Source organism: Plesiocystis pacifica SIR-1 (genome assembly GCF_000170895.1).
GTDB lineage: Bacteria > Myxococcota_A > Polyangia > Nannocystales > Nannocystaceae > Plesiocystis > Plesiocystis pacifica.
The window spans coordinates 24,062-40,241 of record NZ_ABCS01000028.1 but is presented as its reverse complement, the minus strand read 5'-3'; the positions used below and the strand labels follow the sequence as shown (position 1 = coordinate 40,241).

General features: G+C 71.6%; 17 protein-coding genes. 5 read left to right on the top strand and 12 right to left on the bottom strand.

Annotated features, from left to right (window positions below):
* The first annotated feature begins 99 nt into the window (after positions 1–99).
* The 3 genes from PPSIR1_RS16320 (at position 100) to PPSIR1_RS16310 (ending at position 2,963) form a co-directional block, all read left to right on the top strand.
* Complete coding sequence (locus tag PPSIR1_RS16320; RefSeq protein WP_006972195.1) at positions 100–1,089, top strand: hypothetical protein; 990 nt, start codon at positions 100–102, stop codon at positions 1,087–1,089.
* 53 nt (positions 1,090–1,142) lie between these two features.
* Positions 1,143–1,898 (top strand): hypothetical protein, encoded by a 756-nt coding sequence (locus tag PPSIR1_RS16315; RefSeq protein WP_006972194.1) that lies wholly within the window; start codon positions 1,143–1,145, stop codon positions 1,896–1,898.
* 117 nt (positions 1,899–2,015) lie between these two features.
* Positions 2,016–2,963, top strand: a complete 948-nt coding sequence (locus PPSIR1_RS16310; RefSeq protein ID WP_157595621.1) for a hypothetical protein — start codon at positions 2,016–2,018, stop codon at positions 2,961–2,963.
* Here the strand turns inward: PPSIR1_RS16310 and PPSIR1_RS16305 are convergent.
* Genes PPSIR1_RS16305 through PPSIR1_RS42915 form a run of 5 tightly spaced genes read right to left on the bottom strand, consistent with a single transcriptional unit; the run spans position 2,960 to position 7,772 of the window.
* Entirely contained in the window at positions 2,960–3,535 is a 576-nt protein-coding gene (locus tag PPSIR1_RS16305; protein WP_006972192.1) for a class I SAM-dependent DNA methyltransferase, read from the bottom strand. The genes PPSIR1_RS16310 and PPSIR1_RS16305 overlap by 4 nt on opposite strands.
* Before the next feature lie 10 nt (positions 3,536–3,545).
* On the bottom strand, positions 3,546–5,234 hold the full coding sequence (locus tag PPSIR1_RS16300) for a pyridoxal phosphate-dependent decarboxylase family protein (RefSeq protein ID WP_006972191.1): 1,689 nt from the start codon (positions 5,232–5,234) through the stop codon (positions 3,546–3,548).
* Between the two features lie 49 nt (positions 5,235–5,283).
* Positions 5,284–6,360: a TolB-like translocation protein gene (locus PPSIR1_RS16295; protein ID WP_006972190.1), complete on the bottom strand. Its 1,077-nt coding sequence runs from the start codon at positions 6,358–6,360 to the stop codon at positions 5,284–5,286.
* A 43-nt stretch (positions 6,361–6,403) separates the two neighbouring features.
* Complete coding sequence (gene nbaC / locus PPSIR1_RS16290; RefSeq protein ID WP_006972189.1) at positions 6,404–6,937, bottom strand: 3-hydroxyanthranilate 3,4-dioxygenase; 534 nt, start codon at positions 6,935–6,937, stop codon at positions 6,404–6,406.
* A 19-nt stretch (positions 6,938–6,956) separates the two neighbouring features.
* Positions 6,957–7,772: a M23 family metallopeptidase gene (locus PPSIR1_RS42915; RefSeq protein WP_006972188.1), complete on the bottom strand. Its 816-nt coding sequence runs from the start codon at positions 7,770–7,772 to the stop codon at positions 6,957–6,959.
* 297 nt (positions 7,773–8,069) lie between these two features.
* Between PPSIR1_RS42915 and PPSIR1_RS16280 the strand changes: the two genes are divergently transcribed.
* Entirely contained in the window at positions 8,070–8,453 is a 384-nt protein-coding gene (locus tag PPSIR1_RS16280) for a hypothetical protein (protein WP_006972187.1), read from the top strand.
* 17 nt (positions 8,454–8,470) lie between these two features.
* On the opposite strand, the gene PPSIR1_RS42910 is transcribed toward PPSIR1_RS16280, so the two are convergent.
* From PPSIR1_RS42910 to PPSIR1_RS16245, 7 genes are all read right to left on the bottom strand, one after another.
* Complete coding sequence (locus PPSIR1_RS42910) at positions 8,471–8,971, bottom strand: hypothetical protein (RefSeq protein WP_157595620.1); 501 nt, start codon at positions 8,969–8,971, stop codon at positions 8,471–8,473.
* A 77-nt stretch (positions 8,972–9,048) separates the two neighbouring features.
* Complete coding sequence (locus tag PPSIR1_RS16270) at positions 9,049–9,771, bottom strand: hypothetical protein (protein WP_006972185.1); 723 nt, start codon at positions 9,769–9,771, stop codon at positions 9,049–9,051.
* A 347-nt stretch (positions 9,772–10,118) separates the two neighbouring features.
* Positions 10,119–10,946 (bottom strand): thioesterase family protein, encoded by an 828-nt coding sequence (locus PPSIR1_RS16265; RefSeq protein ID WP_006972184.1) that lies wholly within the window; start codon positions 10,944–10,946, stop codon positions 10,119–10,121.
* Positions 10,943–11,467 carry an isoprenylcysteine carboxyl methyltransferase family protein gene (locus PPSIR1_RS16260; RefSeq protein ID WP_045116149.1) on the bottom strand — a complete coding sequence of 175 codons (525 nt, stop codon included), beginning with the start codon at positions 11,465–11,467 and terminating at the stop codon, positions 10,943–10,945. The genes PPSIR1_RS16265 and PPSIR1_RS16260 overlap by 4 nt, the downstream gene beginning before the upstream one ends.
* 14 nt (positions 11,468–11,481) lie before the next feature.
* Complete coding sequence (locus PPSIR1_RS16255; RefSeq protein WP_045116134.1) at positions 11,482–12,606, bottom strand: type III polyketide synthase; 1,125 nt, start codon at positions 12,604–12,606, stop codon at positions 11,482–11,484.
* Positions 12,603–13,418 (bottom strand): nitroreductase family protein, encoded by an 816-nt coding sequence (locus tag PPSIR1_RS16250; protein WP_006972181.1) that lies wholly within the window; start codon positions 13,416–13,418, stop codon positions 12,603–12,605. Before PPSIR1_RS16250 ends, PPSIR1_RS16255 begins: the two co-directional genes overlap by 4 nt.
* Before the next feature lie 23 nt (positions 13,419–13,441).
* The gene (locus tag PPSIR1_RS16245; protein WP_006972180.1) at positions 13,442–13,735 is read right to left on the bottom strand and encodes a hypothetical protein; all 294 of its coding nucleotides are present in this window, start codon (positions 13,733–13,735) and stop codon (positions 13,442–13,444) included.
* Positions 13,736–13,818: 83 nt separating this feature from the next.
* Between PPSIR1_RS16245 and PPSIR1_RS16240 the strand changes: the two genes are divergently transcribed.
* Entirely contained in the window at positions 13,819–16,140 is a 2,322-nt protein-coding gene (locus PPSIR1_RS16240; protein ID WP_198154526.1) for an Eco57I restriction-modification methylase domain-containing protein, read from the top strand.
* Positions 16,141–16,180 lie beyond the last annotated feature (40 nt).

Sequence of the window (16,180 nt, the reverse complement as noted above, 5' to 3'; positions counted from 1 at the left end):
GATCATGCGCGGGACTGTGCGCGGCGCGAGGCTGCGCCTCCCCCTCGTCCTCGCCCTCACCGCACGGCGGGCCCCGGTACACTCCCGCACAGCCCCGTCATGGAGACCGCGCCGATTCGTCCCCGCCTCACTCTCGCCCTCGCGCTCGCCCTCGCCACCTTCGGTGCGGTCGGTTGTGCGGGCGGGGAGGCCGAGACGCCCGGCTACAACACCTTCGGGAACACGACCTCGACGACCACCGGGGGCTTCGAGGAGGACACCGCGGACGAGGCCGAGAGCTCGACGGAGGAGTCGACGGAGTCCACGGAGGAGTCGACGGTGGACGACTCCTCGGACGGGGGCGGCTGCGGGGACGGGCTCATCTCGGGGCCCGAGTTTTGCGACGGCGCCAACTTGGGCGGGCAGACCTGCACCTCCCTGGGCTTCGCCGGGGGCATGCTCGGCTGCGAGCCCGACTGCCTGAGCTTCGACACCAGCGGCTGCTTCAACGACAACTGCGGCAACGGCTTCGTCGAGGGCATCGAGATCTGCGACGGCGCGGACCTCAACGGGCAAAACTGCGTGTCCCAGGGCTTCGACGGGGGCGTGCTCGCCTGCAACGAGAACTGCGACGGCTACGACACCAGCGCGTGCACCCTCGAGACCTGCGGCAACGGGGACATCGACGGCGCCGAGGTCTGCGACGGGGCCAACCTCAACGGGGCCGACTGCATCTCCCAGGGCTTCACCGGGGGCAGCCTGGGCTGCCTGCCCAACTGTGACGGCTACGACACCGTCAACTGCGAGAACGAGACCTGCGGCGACAACGTCATCGACGAGGGCGAGGCCTGCGACAGCTTCAACCTCAACGGGGAGAACTGCGCGACCCAGGGCTACGGCCGGGGCACGCTGCAGTGCCTGGACAACTGCTCGGGCTTCTCCATCGCCGAGTGCAACGACGGGAACTGCTGCGCGCCGAAGGAGACCTCGGGCTGCCAGGTGTCCTTCGTCGAGAACTGTGTCTGCGCCATGGACGGCTTTTGTTGCTCGGATGCGTGGGATCAGCTCTGCGTCGACATCGCGCTCGAGAGCTGCGCGGCGCAGTGCTGACCGCCTGCGCCAGCTCGTGATCGATCCATGTCACTCGGGGCACTTCCCTGTAGATGCTCCCCCACGCGCTTTGCAGACGCGCCCTGTGTCTCGCCACGCTCGCGGCCTTTGCCTGCGTCGACGAGCCTCCTGACGCCCTCGACGACGGGCTCGGCGACGCCGCCGGAGACGGTACGGTGGGCGACGAGGCGGCCGACACGGAGACGGAGGGGGGCGCGCTCCCGTCCCCGTGTGAAGCGGTCCACCGAGACATCGCCTTTGCCCTCGAGGGCCTGGAGTCGCTCGTGGACGGCTGCGCGAGCTTCAAACTCGAGGGGCAGGTCGTCGCTCAGGTCGTCGATGGTGGGGCGGGCAGCTACGAGCTCGACGCGTGCCCATGCGGCGAGACCTGCCCCGAGGCGGACAGCTACATCCTGACCGTCGACACGCCCGAGCTGGAGCTGCTCCCGAGCATGGAGGGCTGCGTCACGGTCATCGTCGATCCCGTGTTCGAGAGCTGCGAGCCGGGGCTCTTGAGCCTCTTCGACGAGGTCGGACAACCCTACTACTTCGCCTCTCATCTACCCGTGGCCTCCCTGGACCAAAAAGAGGTCTTCGCGTCCATCCGGACCACGAACGCCCAGGTCTGTGGCGAGGAGCTCGTGCACGAGCTCGAGATCGACAACGAGGGGGAGATCCTGGCTCGGGTCGCGCCGGGCACCTCCGAGCGCGTCCACGTCTACCCAAACGGCCCTTGGCGGCTGCACAACCTGTCGTCCCGGGACACGGATGTGCGCGACTTCGACTGGGTCTTTGTCTACGAGCCCTGACTACTTTAGCCGTCGTGGACGACGCCACGCCCTCCCTGCCCCACGTCCACGACTCAGCGCGTGAGTTGAGCGACCTGGTGATAACTCGACGGCGCGCCTTGGCGTAGTCTCGGCGACATGACTCGCTTGCCTGCTTCGCTCCGCTCTTGCTCCACCCCCGTGGCGGCCGTGTTTGTCCTCCTGACCGCGAGTGCCTGCGCCGTCGAGCCCGACGAAGACGGCGGCGGCGATGACGCGGCCGAAGACACGGCCGGGGAGAGCACCGGCGAGGAGGGCACCAGCGAGGGCACGGACACCGAGGTCGGGACGGACACGGACACCGAGACCAGCACGGAGACGGGCGAGACCCTGGCGACGATCTCTGGCGTGGTCACGGACATGGAGGGCGCGCCCTTGCCCTCGCCCGTGCTCCAGTTCTGCGGCCCCATCGACGAGAGCGGCCTGCCCCAGTCTTGCCTGCCCATCGACGTCGAGGCCGACGGCGGCTGGATCATCGAGGCCCAGACCCTCGGCCTGTGGAGCCTCAAGTTCATCCACGTGCCCGCCGACGGCCGCGACTTTACGGGCCAGGCCTTCCAGATCGAGCTGGGCGAGGGCGACGCCCTCAGCTACGCCGAGCCCCCCGTGGTCGTGCCCGAGGTCGCCGGCCTCGTCGACCTCAGCGGAGCCAGCGGCGAGGTCGACGTGGAGCTCGAGGGCGGCCTGCGCCTGAACTTCGACCCCGAGAACACGCTCACCCCGCTGTTCACCCCGGCCGAGGCCGTCGGCGCCCTCGTGGTCGACCCGAGCCACTGGCAGCTCGGCCTCCCGCCCGCGGGCGACGTCGCGGTGGCCTGGTCGTTCACGCCCTTCGGGACGAAGGTCAAAGAGGGCGCGTTCGGGCTGAGCATCGACGACACCCTCGGCCTCGACCCGGGGACGGCGGTGTCGGTCTACGAGATCGAGAAGGACAACGGGGCCTACCACCTGGTGGCCACGGGGACCGTGGGCGATACGGCGGTGGAGCTGACCCAGGCCGGCGAGGGGCTGCACGAGCTCAGCTGGATCTACGTGGTGGTCGACTAGCTCCGGGCGATCGCCATCAGCACGGTGAGCTCGCCGCGGGGGGAGTCGAGGCCAAAGGGGGTCGTGAGCTCGACGCTCGCAAAGCCGGCGGCTCGGAGCGTCTGCTCGACGCGGGCCCGGGTCATGCCGCCGGGCTCGTCCTCGTCGGACAGCCAGTCCCAGTGGACGAACACGCCGCCCGGCACCAGGCGCTCGCGGATGATCGCCGCGACCTCGGGGTAGTTGGGCAGGAAGCTGCACACCGACGACGCGACCACGGCGTCGAAGGGGGCGGCGAAGGCCGGGTGGGTGGCGACGAGCTCGCTCGACAGCTCGCTGACCACGGCCGCGACCTTGGGGAGCTGCTTGGCGCGGAGCGCTTCGATCATCGCCGCCGAGCTGTCGAGGGCGACGAGCTCCCGGGCGAGGGGCGCGAGCGCGTGGCTGAGCAGGCCGGTGCCGCAGCCAAAGTCGAGCACGCGTTTACCCCGGAGGTCCGCGACGCCTTCGAGGGAGGCGAAGGCGCGCTGGGCGTAGAGGCCCACGCCGGGGTTGTCGTCCCAGTCCGCTGCGTAGTCGTCCCAATCGCTCATTGTCTGGCTCTCAATCGTCGAGGGCGGCGTCGAGGTCTTCGAGCAGGGCCTCGATGATCGCCTCGTGGGTCCGGAAGCTGAGCACGCAGGCGCGCAAGCTGACGGCCTCGCCGTCGCCCTCGCGGGTGGGCAGCAGGGTGCTCGACAGGAACACCCGGCCGCGCGCGTTGATCGCGGCCTTGAGCGCGATGTTGCGGGCGTCGTAGTCGGCGAGGGCCTCGCCTTCGCGGCGACGCAGGCGGAACACCACGGTCGACAGCTGCGGGCGGGCGACGATCTCCAGGGGCGCCCCCGCGGCGATGCGGGCGTCGAGGCCGTCGGCGCACAGCTGGGCGAGGGCGAGCTTTTCGTGCAGCGCCTCGCGGAAGGCCCCGGCGCCGTGGAGCATGAGCGCGAGCCACAGCCGCAGGCCCCGGTAGGGGCGGCTCAGCTCGGGCCCGAGGTGGGCGGGGCTGGGCAGCTGGGTGGCCTCGAAGTCGCGCAGGTAGTCGGCCTCGCCGACGTGGGCGGCGGCCAGGCGCGTGCCCTCGCGGACGAGCAGGCAGCCGGTCCCGTAGGGCAAGAACATGCCCTTGTGGGGGTCGAAGCACAGGGAGTCGGCGGCCTCGATGCCGCGCAGGCGCGCGCGCCCGGCCTCGCACAGCACGAAGGCGCCGCCGTAGGCCCCGTCGATGTGCAGCCACAGGTCCTCGGCCTGGCACAGCCGTGCGAGCCCGGGGAGCGGATCGACGGCCCCGGTGTTGGTCGTGCCCGAGGCCGCGATCACGCAAAAGGGCTGGAGGCCCCGATGGCGATCGGCCTCGACGGCGCGGGCGAGGGCCTCGACGTCCATGCGGAACAGGGGATCGACGGGGACCTGGCGCAGGTTGGCCCGGGGCACGCCGGCCATGGACACGGCCTTGGCGACGCTGTGGTGGCACTGCGTCGAGGTGTAGACGATGGCTCGGGAGTAGTCGCCGGTGTCGCCGAAGTGGTGGTGGCGAGCGGTGACCAGCGCGGTGAAGTTGGCCATGGAGCTGCCGGGGGTCAGGAGCCCGCGGGCCTCGGGGCCGTAGCCGAACTCCTTGGCGAGCCACGCGAGCACGTCCTGCTCGAGGCGCACCCAGCCCGGCGCGGCCATGGCGTAGCCGGTGAAGCGGTTGCCGACGTCGGCGATCATGTCGGCGAGGGCGGCCGCGTAGAGCCCCCCGCCGGGGACGTAGGCGAGGTAGCCCGGCCCGGCCGCCTCGAGGGCGCCGTCCATGGCCACGCCGATGCGCTCGAGGGCCTCGTCCATGCCGCCCTCGAGGGGGCGCTCGGGGATCGGCGCGCTCGCGCGCTCGGCAAGGGCGAGGGCCTCGGCGCCGCTGTGGCCGTGGGCGGGGCGCTCGGGGATGGCCTCGAGCAGGTCGAGGACGTGGGTCGAGGCGGCCTCCATCCAGCGCGCGCGGGTGCGGGCGTCGGGCTCGAGGCCGCGGGCGTGGGGGCGGAGCTGGACCGGAGGCAGGTGCGGGTGCGGGGCCAGGTCGCCGAGCGCGGCCTCGGGCGTCGCGGCGCGCTCTCGGGCCAAGCTCGCGTCGTCGAGGCGATCGAGCAGGCGCGCGGGCGCAGTCCCCTCGCTCGCGGGGCTGGCTGCGGGCTCGGTCGCGGGGAGCTCGTCGTGGGTGCCGGCGGGGCGCTCGGGCGGCGTGCGGCGCTCGTCGGGGTCCAGCGGGGTCATGCCGCCGACTGTAGCGGAATTTCGTAGCGGCCCCGCCAAGCCAGGTGGCTCACAGACGCACGAGGCCCGTCGCGGCCGCGTCGAGCACGGTGAGGTCGCCGTCGATGTCGACGCGCACCAGCCCCGCCTCGGTGACGTCGACGAGCTGCTCGTCGCTCAGCCAGTGGGGTCGCCGGGACAGCGCGGGCAGCTCTTGCTCGCCCGCCTCGCCCTCGCACAGGTGCGTGTGCTCGTCGATCCGCGCGACGACGCGGTCCGTCGAGGGGGCGAGCCGGGGCCACTGAATCTGCGCGAAGTCCCCGAGCGGCGACATGGCTACGCTGGTCGCCCCGTCGAGCTCGAGGTCGATGAGGTAGATCTGGGCGGCCTCGTCACCGATGAGCTGGGTCCACACCATGCGCGAGCCGACGATGTCGAGCTGCGAGAAGCCGAAGCTCTCATTGGCCAGGAGCAGCTCGCTCGGTCCCTCGACGAGGGGGTAAGCGACGAGGCCCTCGCCGAAGCGGTTGTGGACCACGGCGGAGCCGTCGGCGAGCCACTCGTGGTAGCCCAGGATGTGCGCGGCCGCGGTCACGGTCAGGGCGTCGCCGTCGACCACGTTGGCCCCGTAGATCAGCCCCTCGGGCAGCTCCGGGGGCGGCGGGGGCTCTCCCGGACCACCGTCGCTGAGATCGACGATGAACACGATCAGGTCGTGCCCGACTGGCGACCACTCGGAGAAGGCCATGCGCGCGCCGTCCGGGAGATCGATGAGGAGGGTCTCGTCGACCTCGAGGCTGTCGGTGTCGACGCTGGCGATCCACAGGTCCTCGCCGCGGAGGTAGGCGAGGCGGGAGCCGTCGGCGGACACCGTCGGCGTGTGCGTGCCGGTCCCGTTGGACCCCCAGCCGGCGGGTGGATCGATGGTCAGCCCGAGGGCGGTCGCGCCGTCGGCCTCGATGCGCCACAGGGCCTCGCCGACGCTGTAGTAGATGGGCGTCTCGGAGCTCGGCTCAGGGCCCGTGTCCGCGCCCTCGTCGGTTCCGTCCGTGTCCGCGCCTTCGTCGTCGATGGGCTCGGGGGCGCAGCCCAGGGCGGCGAAGGTCAGGGCTAGCGCAGGGACGAGAGGGGCAAGGCGAGCTCGCATACCCTCATAGTTTCCGAGAGACAGCGTTTCGATCGGAAAACTCTCATGTCGCCGCGCGACCGTCGCGTCGCTCCAGGAGCGCGCCGCAGCTCGGGCAGGTTCGCGCTTGGGTGTCGGCCCAAAATGCGCGCAGCAGCTCGGCCAGCTGCGCGGTGATGTCGTGGAGGTGGACCTCGGTCCGGTGGATCTGCGCCCCGCAGGACTCGCACAGCCACAAAAAGCCGTCGCGCTCGTCGGGGGTGCGCACGCGCTCGACGACGAGGCCGACGGTGCCCGGGGGGCGCTGGGGCGAGTGCGGCACCCGAGGCGGGAGCAGGAAGAGCTGGCCTTCGCGGATCGGCACCTCGGCCACCCGCAGGTCCGCGCCCTCGCCCTCGATCACGCGCAGCACGATGTCGCCCTCGAGCTGAAGAAAGAGCTCGGGCCCCTCGTTGACGTGGAAGTCCTGGCGCGCGTTGGGGCCCCCGACGGCCATGACGATGAAGCCCTCGGCGTCGAAGATCAGCGCGTTGCCCACGGGCGGCCGCAGGCGCTCGCGGTTGGCCTCGACCCAGGCGTTCAGATCGATGGGCAGCATCGCGGGAACAGGGAGCGAGCTAGGGCCGGCTCGCGTCGAGGACCACCTCGCCCTCGAAGTCCGTGAGCACGACCCGCGCAGGCGCGCTGTTTTCGGGGCTCAGCCTCAAGCTCAGCTCGAAGCGGCCGTCGTCGAGGTCCTCGACGGCGAGGCGGATGCCGTCTTGGGTCTGGTTGTCGCGGTCGGGGTTGCCCAGGGCCAGGATGTCGGCGTAGTCGACGGTCCGCGACAGCCCGCCGCCTTCGAGGGCGATGGCCTGCACGCTCATGGGCTGCACGGGCATGATCAACACGACCCGATCGTCGCCCCACTCGACCTCGGGCTCGGCCATGAGCGAGCTGGGCAGGAGCTCGAGGGGGTTGACGGCCACGGACTCGTCGGCGCCCGAGCCCGCGACGCCGAGCATGTAGGTCAGGTGCAGGTGCGGCGAGGTGTTGCCCGTGCTGCCGCTGCGCCCGATCACCTTGCCGGCCCGGACGTTGTCGCCGTCTTTGACCTTGAGCTTGCTCAAGTGCAGGTAGGCCGATTTTTCGCCGCCGCCGTGGTCGATCAGCACCCACGTGCCCGTGCCGCTCTCGCCGTCCCACTCGACCGCCTTCTCCACGGTCCCGGCCTTGATCGCCCGGACCTTGGTGCCCTCGGGCACGGCAAAGTCCACGCCCGCGTGGAAGTCGTAGTCGCCGCTTTGGTCCCGGGGTCCAAAGGGCGAGCTGATGGGGTCGGCGTCGATGTCGGCCGAGTTGGCGATGGGCCACACCACGTCCTCGGAGCAGGCCAGGCCGGCCACGCTGACGAGAGCGGCGAGGACCAGGGGGGCGAGGCGAGTGCGGGACAATCGGGACAATCGGGGCATGGCGGTGAGCGCGCGGTCCGAGTGGGGCGGGACGGCGAGCGCGTCCAGAGGACTGTAGCAGCGGGACCCCGTGTTTTCTGGTGACCAATGGTGACGCTCGGTTCGGAGCCCGCGGCGTTGGTTCGGGCCCGTGGGCCGCGGCCCCAAAAGCCCCGAATTCGTCGGCTGAGGCCCAACTTTGAGCCAGCCCCGGAGGTTGGGTGGTGACCCCCATCGGTGGCACTGGCGTCCCTGACGGTTCGGGGGTCGGGGGCGCATTTTGAATTCGTCGAGGTCGCCATGAACATCGCCGCCACCACCTACGAGCTGTCCTTCTCCTTCGCCCCCACCTTCAGCCTCCCCAGCAGCCCCAGCCTGGCCGGCCCCACCCCCGCGGGCAGCTTCGTGGACGGCCTCGTGCTCAGCCTCGTGTCCAGCTTCAAGCTCGACGACGGCCAGCGCCAGCTCGCCGCGATGTTGCTCTTTGGTCGCAAGCTCGGGGCCATCGCCCGGGTCCTCGGCGTGGACTCGCGCGAGGCTCAGGCTCGCTGCAAGGCGCTGTTCGCCGCGACCGGGACGGACGGCCGCGAGGGCCTGTTCGAGCTCGCCTGCCGGCTCCGCGCGACCCGTGACCTCAGCGCGATGTACATGGAGCGGGCGGCGCGGTCGAAGCTCGCCAGCTGATGGGGGCTGCGGTGGAACTAGCTCTTGGGCTTGCCGTCCGGCAGCCAGGCCTCGTGCAGGTGCGCCCACGCGGCCCCGATCTTCGGCTCTTCGCCCACGGCCTGGCTCTTCGTCGGCACGAAGTAGGCCGTCGAGATCCGCGCGCTCGGGTTCACCTTGCTGTGTTGGTGCTCCTCGTAGAACACCAGGGCCCCCTCGGCGTGCTCGCGCAGGATCCGAAAGCCGCGGACCTCGATGTTGAGCGACGGGTCCGCGCCGTGGCCCTCGGCGAACCACAGGCGCAAGGCGCCGACGCTGCGCAGGACCCCCCCGGGCGTGATGTAGCGGAAGTTGGTCTCGAAGGCGCGCATGCGGGCCTCGACGACGCCGAGGTCTCGGTCCATGCGGCCGGTCTTCCACTCCGTCAAGAACACGTGGAAGTCGAGCACCTCCCGGCGCACCGCTTCCACGAAGGTGCCTTCACCCAGGTTCATGTGGGTGAGGCTCATGTTCGTCAGGCTCGAGCCAAGGGAGCTCATCGCCGGGAGCATACCCCATCGCTGGGAGCGCTCTCCCTGCCCCACGTCCACGACTCAGAGGCGCCCTCAGCCCGCGTTCACGCCGGGTCGGGCTCTGCGCCCGGGGCGGCCTCGCCAGCCAGGCGCAGGTAGATCCAGGCCATGCCGACGTAGAGGGTGGTGGCGGCCGGGAACACGCCGACGATGAGGGCGAGCAGACCGACGAAGGCGACGAGCATGCCGACGAAGCCGTAGCCGAACAGGCTCCCGCGGTGGCCCTTGGTCATCTCCCACGAGGCCTGGATCGAGTCCATGGCGCTCTTGTTCTGGTCGACGCAGATCCACAGCGACATGGACAGGCCCAGGGCCACGATGATGCCCGGGATGATCAGCGCGAGCACGCCGGCGAGGACCAGCAGGGCGATGAGCAGGTTGAGGCCGAACACCGCGAGCCAGCGATCGCCACCCGAAAACAGCGTGGCGAAGTCCGGCTCTTGGCGGCGCGCGGCGGCGAGGGTGATGCGGATGAGCCCGACGCTGAAGAAGCTCGAGATCGCGATGTCGATGATCGAGGGGATGAAGGCGAGCGCCGCGTCGTCGGGGGGGATGAGCGCCTGGAGGCCGTAGTTGACCCCTTGCTGGATGCCCTGGACCAGCAAGAGCGAGAACACCAGCGTGGGCCACCAGCGCTTGGTCCGGTCCCAGCCGACCGAGAGGGCGTCGCCGATCGACCACGGCAGCGGGCCGCCGGTCGCTTGGAGGGGCGCGGCGACGGCTTCGACGGGTGCTCTCGGGGCTTGGTAGGGGTTGTAGCCGCTCACCCGCCGAGGCTATCGCAGCCCGGATTGGGTGCAAGGCGCGAACTTGCGAATCTGCTTTGCCCCCGCAGGGGCCTCGGACCGGGGGCGCTTCGTCGCTGTCCGCTCCTCCGCTTGGGTCGTGGGGCAATGGGGTTCGTGCCTGGGAGGGGGCATGTGGTCGCCCCCGCTAGCGGGGGCGTGGATGGATTGCTCGCAACCTTGGCGTCGAGTAGGGGGGTCGTCCTCGACAACCTTGGCGTCGAGGAGGTGGTTCGTCTTCGACAACCCTGGCGTCGAGGAGGTGGGTCGTCCTCGACAGCCTCCGCGTCGAGGGCGGGTGGCGTCGTCCCCGACTTTTGCGGGCGGGCTCAGCGGGGCTGGATGACTTCGCCCTGGAGCACCGCGCCGATGCGGCCGTGGGCGTCGAAGAGCTGGGTATTGCCCAGGCCCACGCCCATGGAGCCGGCGGCGACCTGGGCGTCCATGCCGACCCACTCGCCGGCCGGCACCCGCCACAGGTGCACGCTGGTGTCGGGGTTGATGAAGTTCCAGCGCTTGCCGTCGAGGGCCCGGCCGATGCCGTGGCCGGCGTCGGCGCAGAGCATCACGCGCTCGAGGGCTGTCGTGGCTTCGTCGGCGAGCAGCGGCATGCGCGGACGCATCCACGCGCGCACGTGGCCGGAGCCGGGCTCGCCGTCGAGGATCCGGACTTCGGTGGCGGTGTGGTAGCCGACGGCGTGCTGGAAGAACTCGAACTGGTGGAGGCGGCCGCGCTCGGGGGGCGGCGGGGCCTCGAAGCGCGCGGATCCGTCTGCGCCCGCGGGCAGGTCGAGCTCCTGGACGCGGATGCGCACGCCCACGCCGACGGCGAGCTGCTCGTCGCCGGATACGAGGGCGGCGGCGAGGCGGTGCACCCGTCGCCCGCTGGCGAGGACCTCGGTGACGACCTCGAGGGGCGCGGCGATGGGCACGGGGCGGAGCAGCTCGACGCTCAGGCGGGTCAGCTGCATGGGCGGGTCGAGGCTCTGGCCGTCGGCGTCGACGCGGCTGGGGGTGTTGAGGAGGGCCCGGGCCATCAAGGCCATGGGCGGCCCGCCGTGCTGATGGTCGTTGCTCCACGGGCCGCGGGTGTGCTCGGTGGCGAAGAAGCGCTCTTGGCCGTGGGCCCCGCGCTCGCGGACGTAGAAGCTGGTCATGGCGTGGGCGCTCCGGCGGCCTCGGCCATGGCCTTCATCTCGGCGGGGATGCGCAGGCCGAGCAAGAGCGCGGCGTTGAGCACCGAGCACGCGGCCGCGGTGATCCACGCGTCGAAGATCAACGGCACGCAGGCGAGCTCGACGGCGACGACGAGGTAGTTGGGATGGTTGAGGAAGCGGTAGGGCCCGCGGCGGACCGGGGCCAGGCCGTCGAACACGATGATCTTGGTGTTCCAGCGCTCGCCGAGGCTGGTGATCGCCCAGTAGCGCACGAAGCCGGCGAGCACGAAGGCGCCGACGTAGGCGGGCCAGAGCGTGGCGAGGGCCGGGCCGCGCAGCCAGGCTTCGGCGAGCCAGGCGAACAGCCAGCCCGTGTGCAATACGAAGAACATCCAGTAGTGGGGCTCTTCGATGAGCCGGCCGCCGTTTTGCAAGGCCCAGGCCTGGTGGCGCTTGGCCACGCGCAGCTCGGCGACGCGCTGGACCGCGACGATGGCGAAGGTCGCGACGAGGGCCGCCATGGCCGGGGCGCCGCTCACCACCGCAGCACGGCTCCCTCGGCGCAAAAGCCCGGGCCCAGGGCCAGGAGCAGGCCGGCCTCGCCGCTCGCCGGGGTCGCGTCGAGGAAGCGCTCGAGCACGAACAGGACCGTCGGGCTGGACATGTTGCCGTGGTCGCGGAGCACGGCGGCGGCGTGGCGGAGCGGATCGTCCTCGGCGCCTGGTTCGGCCGCGGCAGGCGTCAGCGCGCCGCGGTAGGCCTCGAGCACCTTGCGGCCCCCGGGGTGGACGACGAAGTGGCGCAGGTCCTCGGGCGCGAGCCCAGCCGTGGCCGCGGCCTCGCGCGCCATGGCCTGGGCGTGCTCGCGGGTCAGCGCGGGGATCACCGGAGAAAAGCGCACGCGCAGCCCCTCGCCCTCGAGGTCCCAGCCCATCACGTCCTCGGTGTCGTCGAGCAAGCGGGCGTAGGGGCTGAGCAGCTCCGGGCCGCGGGGGGGGGTCCACCAGGGCTCGGGGGCGACGACCGTGGCCGCCGCGCCGTCGCCAAACAACGCCACGGCGATGAGGTTCGCCTTGCGCCGGTCGCCGTGCACGAAGGTCAGGGTGCACAGCTCGCAGGCGACGACCAGCACGGGCTCGCCGAGGCCGCGGGCCAGGGCCATCGCCCGCCCGACCCCCGCGCCCCCGCCCGCGCAGCCCAGGCCCCACAAAGGCACGCGCGCGCAGCTGCGGGGCAGGTCGAGGTCCTGGACCAGGCGCGCGTCGAGGCTGGGGGTGGCGATGCCGGTGCTCGACGCGAACACGACCGCGCCGATCTCCCGGGGCTCGACGCCGGCGCGGCGCAGGGCCTCTGCGCCGGCTCGCCGGGACAGCTCCCGGGCGGCCTCGAGGTAGGCGGCGTTCTTGGTCGGGAAGTCGTGGCGCGCCTGCAGCCAGGCGATGGGCTGGGCGATCTGCCGCGTGGCGATGCCGGCGTTGTCGAAGCTGGACAGCGCGCGGGCGAGGGCGGGGCTGTCTTGCCGCTCATGCCCCGGGCCCTCGCCGTCGACGAAGAAGCTGCGCGCGAAGGCCTTGGCCTGGGCCTGGCTGACCTCGTGCTCGGGCGAGGCCGTGGCCACGCCGAGGATGCCGACCCTGCCAGTCCTGGCTTGGGTGCTCACGAGCCGGGGACCTCCCCAAAGTTGGGATCGGCGTCGGCCTCTGGGGTCGCGCAGGTGTTGCGGAACACGTACTGCGACAGGCGCTTGCGGTGGCTCGAGGTCCAGTCGATGGTCGGGCGCTTGGCGTCGTCGGGCAGGTAGCCCAGGCGGTACATGGCGATGAGCTCGAGCTCTTCGGGGATCTGCAGCAGCTCGCGCAGCTCGGCCCAGGCCTCGGGGAACTCCATCGGCGTCGAGATGAACTGGATGCCCATGCCCAGATCGAGGGTCGTCAGCCAGATGTTCTCGATGGCCATGCCCATGCCCAGGAGGCTGTAAAAGCCGGACAGCTCGCCCTCGCGGTACTCCTCGCGGGTCAGCATGGCCGCGAGCAGCAAGGGGCTGCCCTCGACGAGCTTGCGGTTGTCCTTGCCCAGGGTGTTGGGCACGCGCAGGGTGTTGACGACCTTTTGCCCGGTCTCGCTGAACACGTGCTTGACGAAGGGCCGCAGCGGCCCGGGCAGCTTGTCGATGAAGATGCCGTCGCGGCGCTCGGCCATCTCCTGCTTGGAGAAGCGAAAGTAGCGGCGGTAGCGGGTGAAGAACTTCCCCCCGGCCATGAGCTGGTGCATGGTCCGCCCGGCGATCTCGGCGATCTGCCCGCGCGTGGCGTCGTCGTCGATGAGCACGAAGCGCCAGGGCTGGGAGTTGAAGTGGCTCGGCGCCCGGGAGGCCGCCTCCATGAGCCGGTGCTGATGCTCGAGGCTGACCGGGTCGGGCTTGAAGTGGCCGTTGGTCGTGTGGCGACCGAGGATGGCTTCGCGTAGTTGCATGGGGAGAGGGACTCGTCGATGGCTCAGAGCAGGTAGGCGCCGACGTAGCCCAGGGCCCCGGCGACCGCGAGGGCCGGGTGGGCGGCCTTGCCGGGCTTGGTCAGGGGCAGGGCGGCGAGGGCGAGGAGCACGAGGATCAGCGCGGGGTGAAAAGCGAACACGGCGGCGAGGCCTGCCGCGAGGAATACGAGGGCGTAGAGCACGTGGTGGAACACGCCGAACTTCGCGTGCAAGAGCTGCGCGGCCAGCCCCACCCCGAGGTTGACCAGGTAGATGCCCGCGCCCAGGTGCAGGGCGTAGTCGCTCGAGCCGCTCACGCGCGCCGGCAGTGTACCCCCGGATCGTCGATGCGCCCGTGATCCCGTGGTCTGTCGCCCTTCGAGCCTCTATGCTCCCAGCGGTGCCCGCCCTCGACCGTTCGTCGCCCGCGCCTGGCTCGGAGCCCGGCATCGAGGGGCTGCGCGCGGACTGTCGGCGGGTGCAGCTCGAGCTGAGGGGGGCGTTGGGGGTCGAGGGGCGCGCCTCGCTGCTTCGGGGGGTGCTCGACCGGGCGGTGTTCGTGGCCGTCGCGCGGGCGATGGGGCTGCTCGATCCGAGCGCGCAGACCTGGGCGGAGCTGGTCGAGGTGTTCGCCGGGCTGGAGTCGATGGGCGGCGCGGCGTGGACGGGACCCTCGGCGTCCGAGCTGGCGCAGCTGCGGATCGGCGACGCGACGAGCCGCCAGCTGGCGAGCCTGGGCGAGGGGCGGCCGCTGTGTCCCGATACCCTGGGTCAGCTCTTCGAGGGCGGCCTGGTCCGCCGCGCGCGTCGGGACGCCGGGGTGTTCTTCACGCCCGCTTCGCTGGCCGACTTCGTGGTCCAAGAGACCCTCGGTCGAAGCCAGCGCGACCCTGGGAGCCTTCGCGTGCTCGACCCTGCGTGCGGGGGCGGGGCCTTTTTGTTGGCGGCGCACCGGGCCGTTCGCCGCGCGACTGGAAAAGAGGGGGCGCTCGCCAATTTCTTCGGCGTCGACAAGAACGGCGAGGCCCTCGCCGTAGCCCGGCGCGCGCTGTGGCTCGAGCACGCGAAGGCGCAGGGTCGGCTCGAGCCGGCCCCGGCACAGCTGTTCACCAACCTGCGCCAGGGCGACAGCGTCGTCGACGATCCGCAGGTCGACCCCTGGGCCTTCGACTGGTCCACGGGGCGTCGTGTGGGCGCGAGCGCGGGCGCGTCGACCTGGCCCGCGCGCTTCGACCTGATCCTCGGCAACCCGCCCTTTGTCCGCCACGAGCAGCTCGGGCCGTTCAAGGCCCACTGGCGCGAGCGCTTCTCGACCTACGAGGGCGGCGCTGACCTGTTCGTCTACTTCATCGAGCGCGGCCTCGAGCTGCTCGCCCCGGGCGGCCGCCTGGGCTTCGTGGTCTCGAACAAGTGGCTGCGGGGCGGCTACGCGGCGCGGCTGCGCGAGCGCCTGGCTCGGGACTGCACCGTCGAGCTCCTCGTCGACCATGGTCACGCGCCCGTGTTCGCGGGCGCCGACGCTTTTCCTTGCGTGCTGTGCGTGCGCAAGGGTCCGCCCGCGCCCACGCACGCGGTCCAGGTCATCCAGGGCGGACGTTCGGCCGAGCGCTTCGCCGTGCCGCAGCGCAGCCTCGCCGCCGCGCCCTGGAGCCTCGAGCCGCCGGCCGTGCGCGCGCTCGTTGCCGCCCTGCGCGAGCGCGCCGTGCCGCTGGCAGACTACGCCGGGATCAAGCCCCACTACGGGGTCAAGACCGGCTGCAACGCGGCGCTGCTCGTCGACGGGCCGACCCGGGATCGCCTGTGCCGGGAGGACCCGCGCTCGGCGGAGATCCTCGTCAAGTACCTGCGCGGCCAGGACGTCGGGCGGTGGTCGAGCCGCTGGCAGGGGCGGTGGATGATCTTCACTCGGCGCGGCGTGGACATCGACGCCTACCCGGCGATCAAGGCTCACCTCGAGGGCTTCCGGGCCCGCCTCGAGCCGCGCCCCAGGGGCCACGCAGGGCCGTGGACCGGGCGCAAGGCCGGGGGCTACGCGTGGTACGAGCTCCAGGACGCGGTCGACTACCACGCGGCCTTCGAGGCGCCGAAGATCGTCTACCAGGTCATCCAGTTCCACCCGCGCTACGCCCTGGACCGCGACGGCCTCTACACCAACGACAAGGCCTTTTTTCTGCCCTCGAGTGACCCCTGGCTCCTGGCTTGCCTCAACAGCCCGGCGATGTGGTGGCACAATTGGCGTTGCCTGGTGCACATGAAGGACGAAGCCCTCAACCCCGCGGGAGACAAGATGATCCACGCGCCGATCCCCCAGCCCACAAAGGCCCAGCGCGAGCAGGTTGCGAGGGCGGTCGAGGCCGTGGTCGCGGCGCGCCGGGCCAACGACGAGGCCAACGCGGCGCTCCTCGACGGGCTCCGCCGCGAGTGGGGCGTCGAGCGACCCGGGAAGAAGCTGGGTCAGCTGGCCGAGCTGGATGGGGACAGCTTTGTCCGCGAGGTCGAGCGGCGCCGGGCCAAGGGCAGCCCGCGGCTCTCGGACGCCGCGCGGGTCGAGCTGCGCGCGGTCTTTGACGCCGAGGCGCCCGAGCTGCGCGAGCGTCGAGCTTCGATCGCCGGGCTCGAGCGACGCATCGCCGCGACCGTGCACGCGGCCTGGGCTTTGAACCCCGACGAGCTCGCGCGCATGCGGGCCACCGCGCCGCCGCGCACGCCCACGAACTGGTGATGACGACGATGCCGCGACCTTCGACGCTCCTGGACCTCGG

Coding starts and splice junctions, on each gene's coding strand:
- PPSIR1_RS16260 (WP_045116149.1), bottom strand. CDS start 11,467: ATGGCGGCCCTCGTCGCGACCTTCGCCATCGTCGCGGTCCAGCGCGTC.
- PPSIR1_RS16310 (WP_157595621.1), top strand. CDS start 2,016: ATGACTCGCTTGCCTGCTTCGCTCCGCTCTTGCTCCACCCCCGTGGCG.
- PPSIR1_RS16280 (WP_006972187.1), top strand. CDS start 8,070: ATGAACATCGCCGCCACCACCTACGAGCTGTCCTTCTCCTTCGCCCCC.
- PPSIR1_RS16305 (WP_006972192.1), bottom strand. CDS start 3,535: ATGAGCGATTGGGACGACTACGCAGCGGACTGGGACGACAACCCCGGC.
- PPSIR1_RS16300 (WP_006972191.1), bottom strand. CDS start 5,234: ATGACCCCGCTGGACCCCGACGAGCGCCGCACGCCGCCCGAGCGCCCC.
- PPSIR1_RS16295 (WP_006972190.1), bottom strand. CDS start 6,360: ATGCGAGCTCGCCTTGCCCCTCTCGTCCCTGCGCTAGCCCTGACCTTC.
- PPSIR1_RS16315 (WP_006972194.1), top strand. CDS start 1,143: ATGCTCCCCCACGCGCTTTGCAGACGCGCCCTGTGTCTCGCCACGCTC.
- PPSIR1_RS16320 (WP_006972195.1), top strand. CDS start 100: ATGGAGACCGCGCCGATTCGTCCCCGCCTCACTCTCGCCCTCGCGCTC.
- PPSIR1_RS16265 (WP_006972184.1), bottom strand. CDS start 10,946: ATGACCAGCTTCTACGTCCGCGAGCGCGGGGCCCACGGCCAAGAGCGC.
- PPSIR1_RS16250 (WP_006972181.1), bottom strand. CDS start 13,418: ATGCAACTACGCGAAGCCATCCTCGGTCGCCACACGACCAACGGCCAC.
- nbaC (WP_006972189.1), bottom strand. CDS start 6,937: ATGCTGCCCATCGATCTGAACGCCTGGGTCGAGGCCAACCGCGAGCGC.
- PPSIR1_RS42910 (WP_157595620.1), bottom strand. CDS start 8,971: ATGAGCTCCCTTGGCTCGAGCCTGACGAACATGAGCCTCACCCACATG.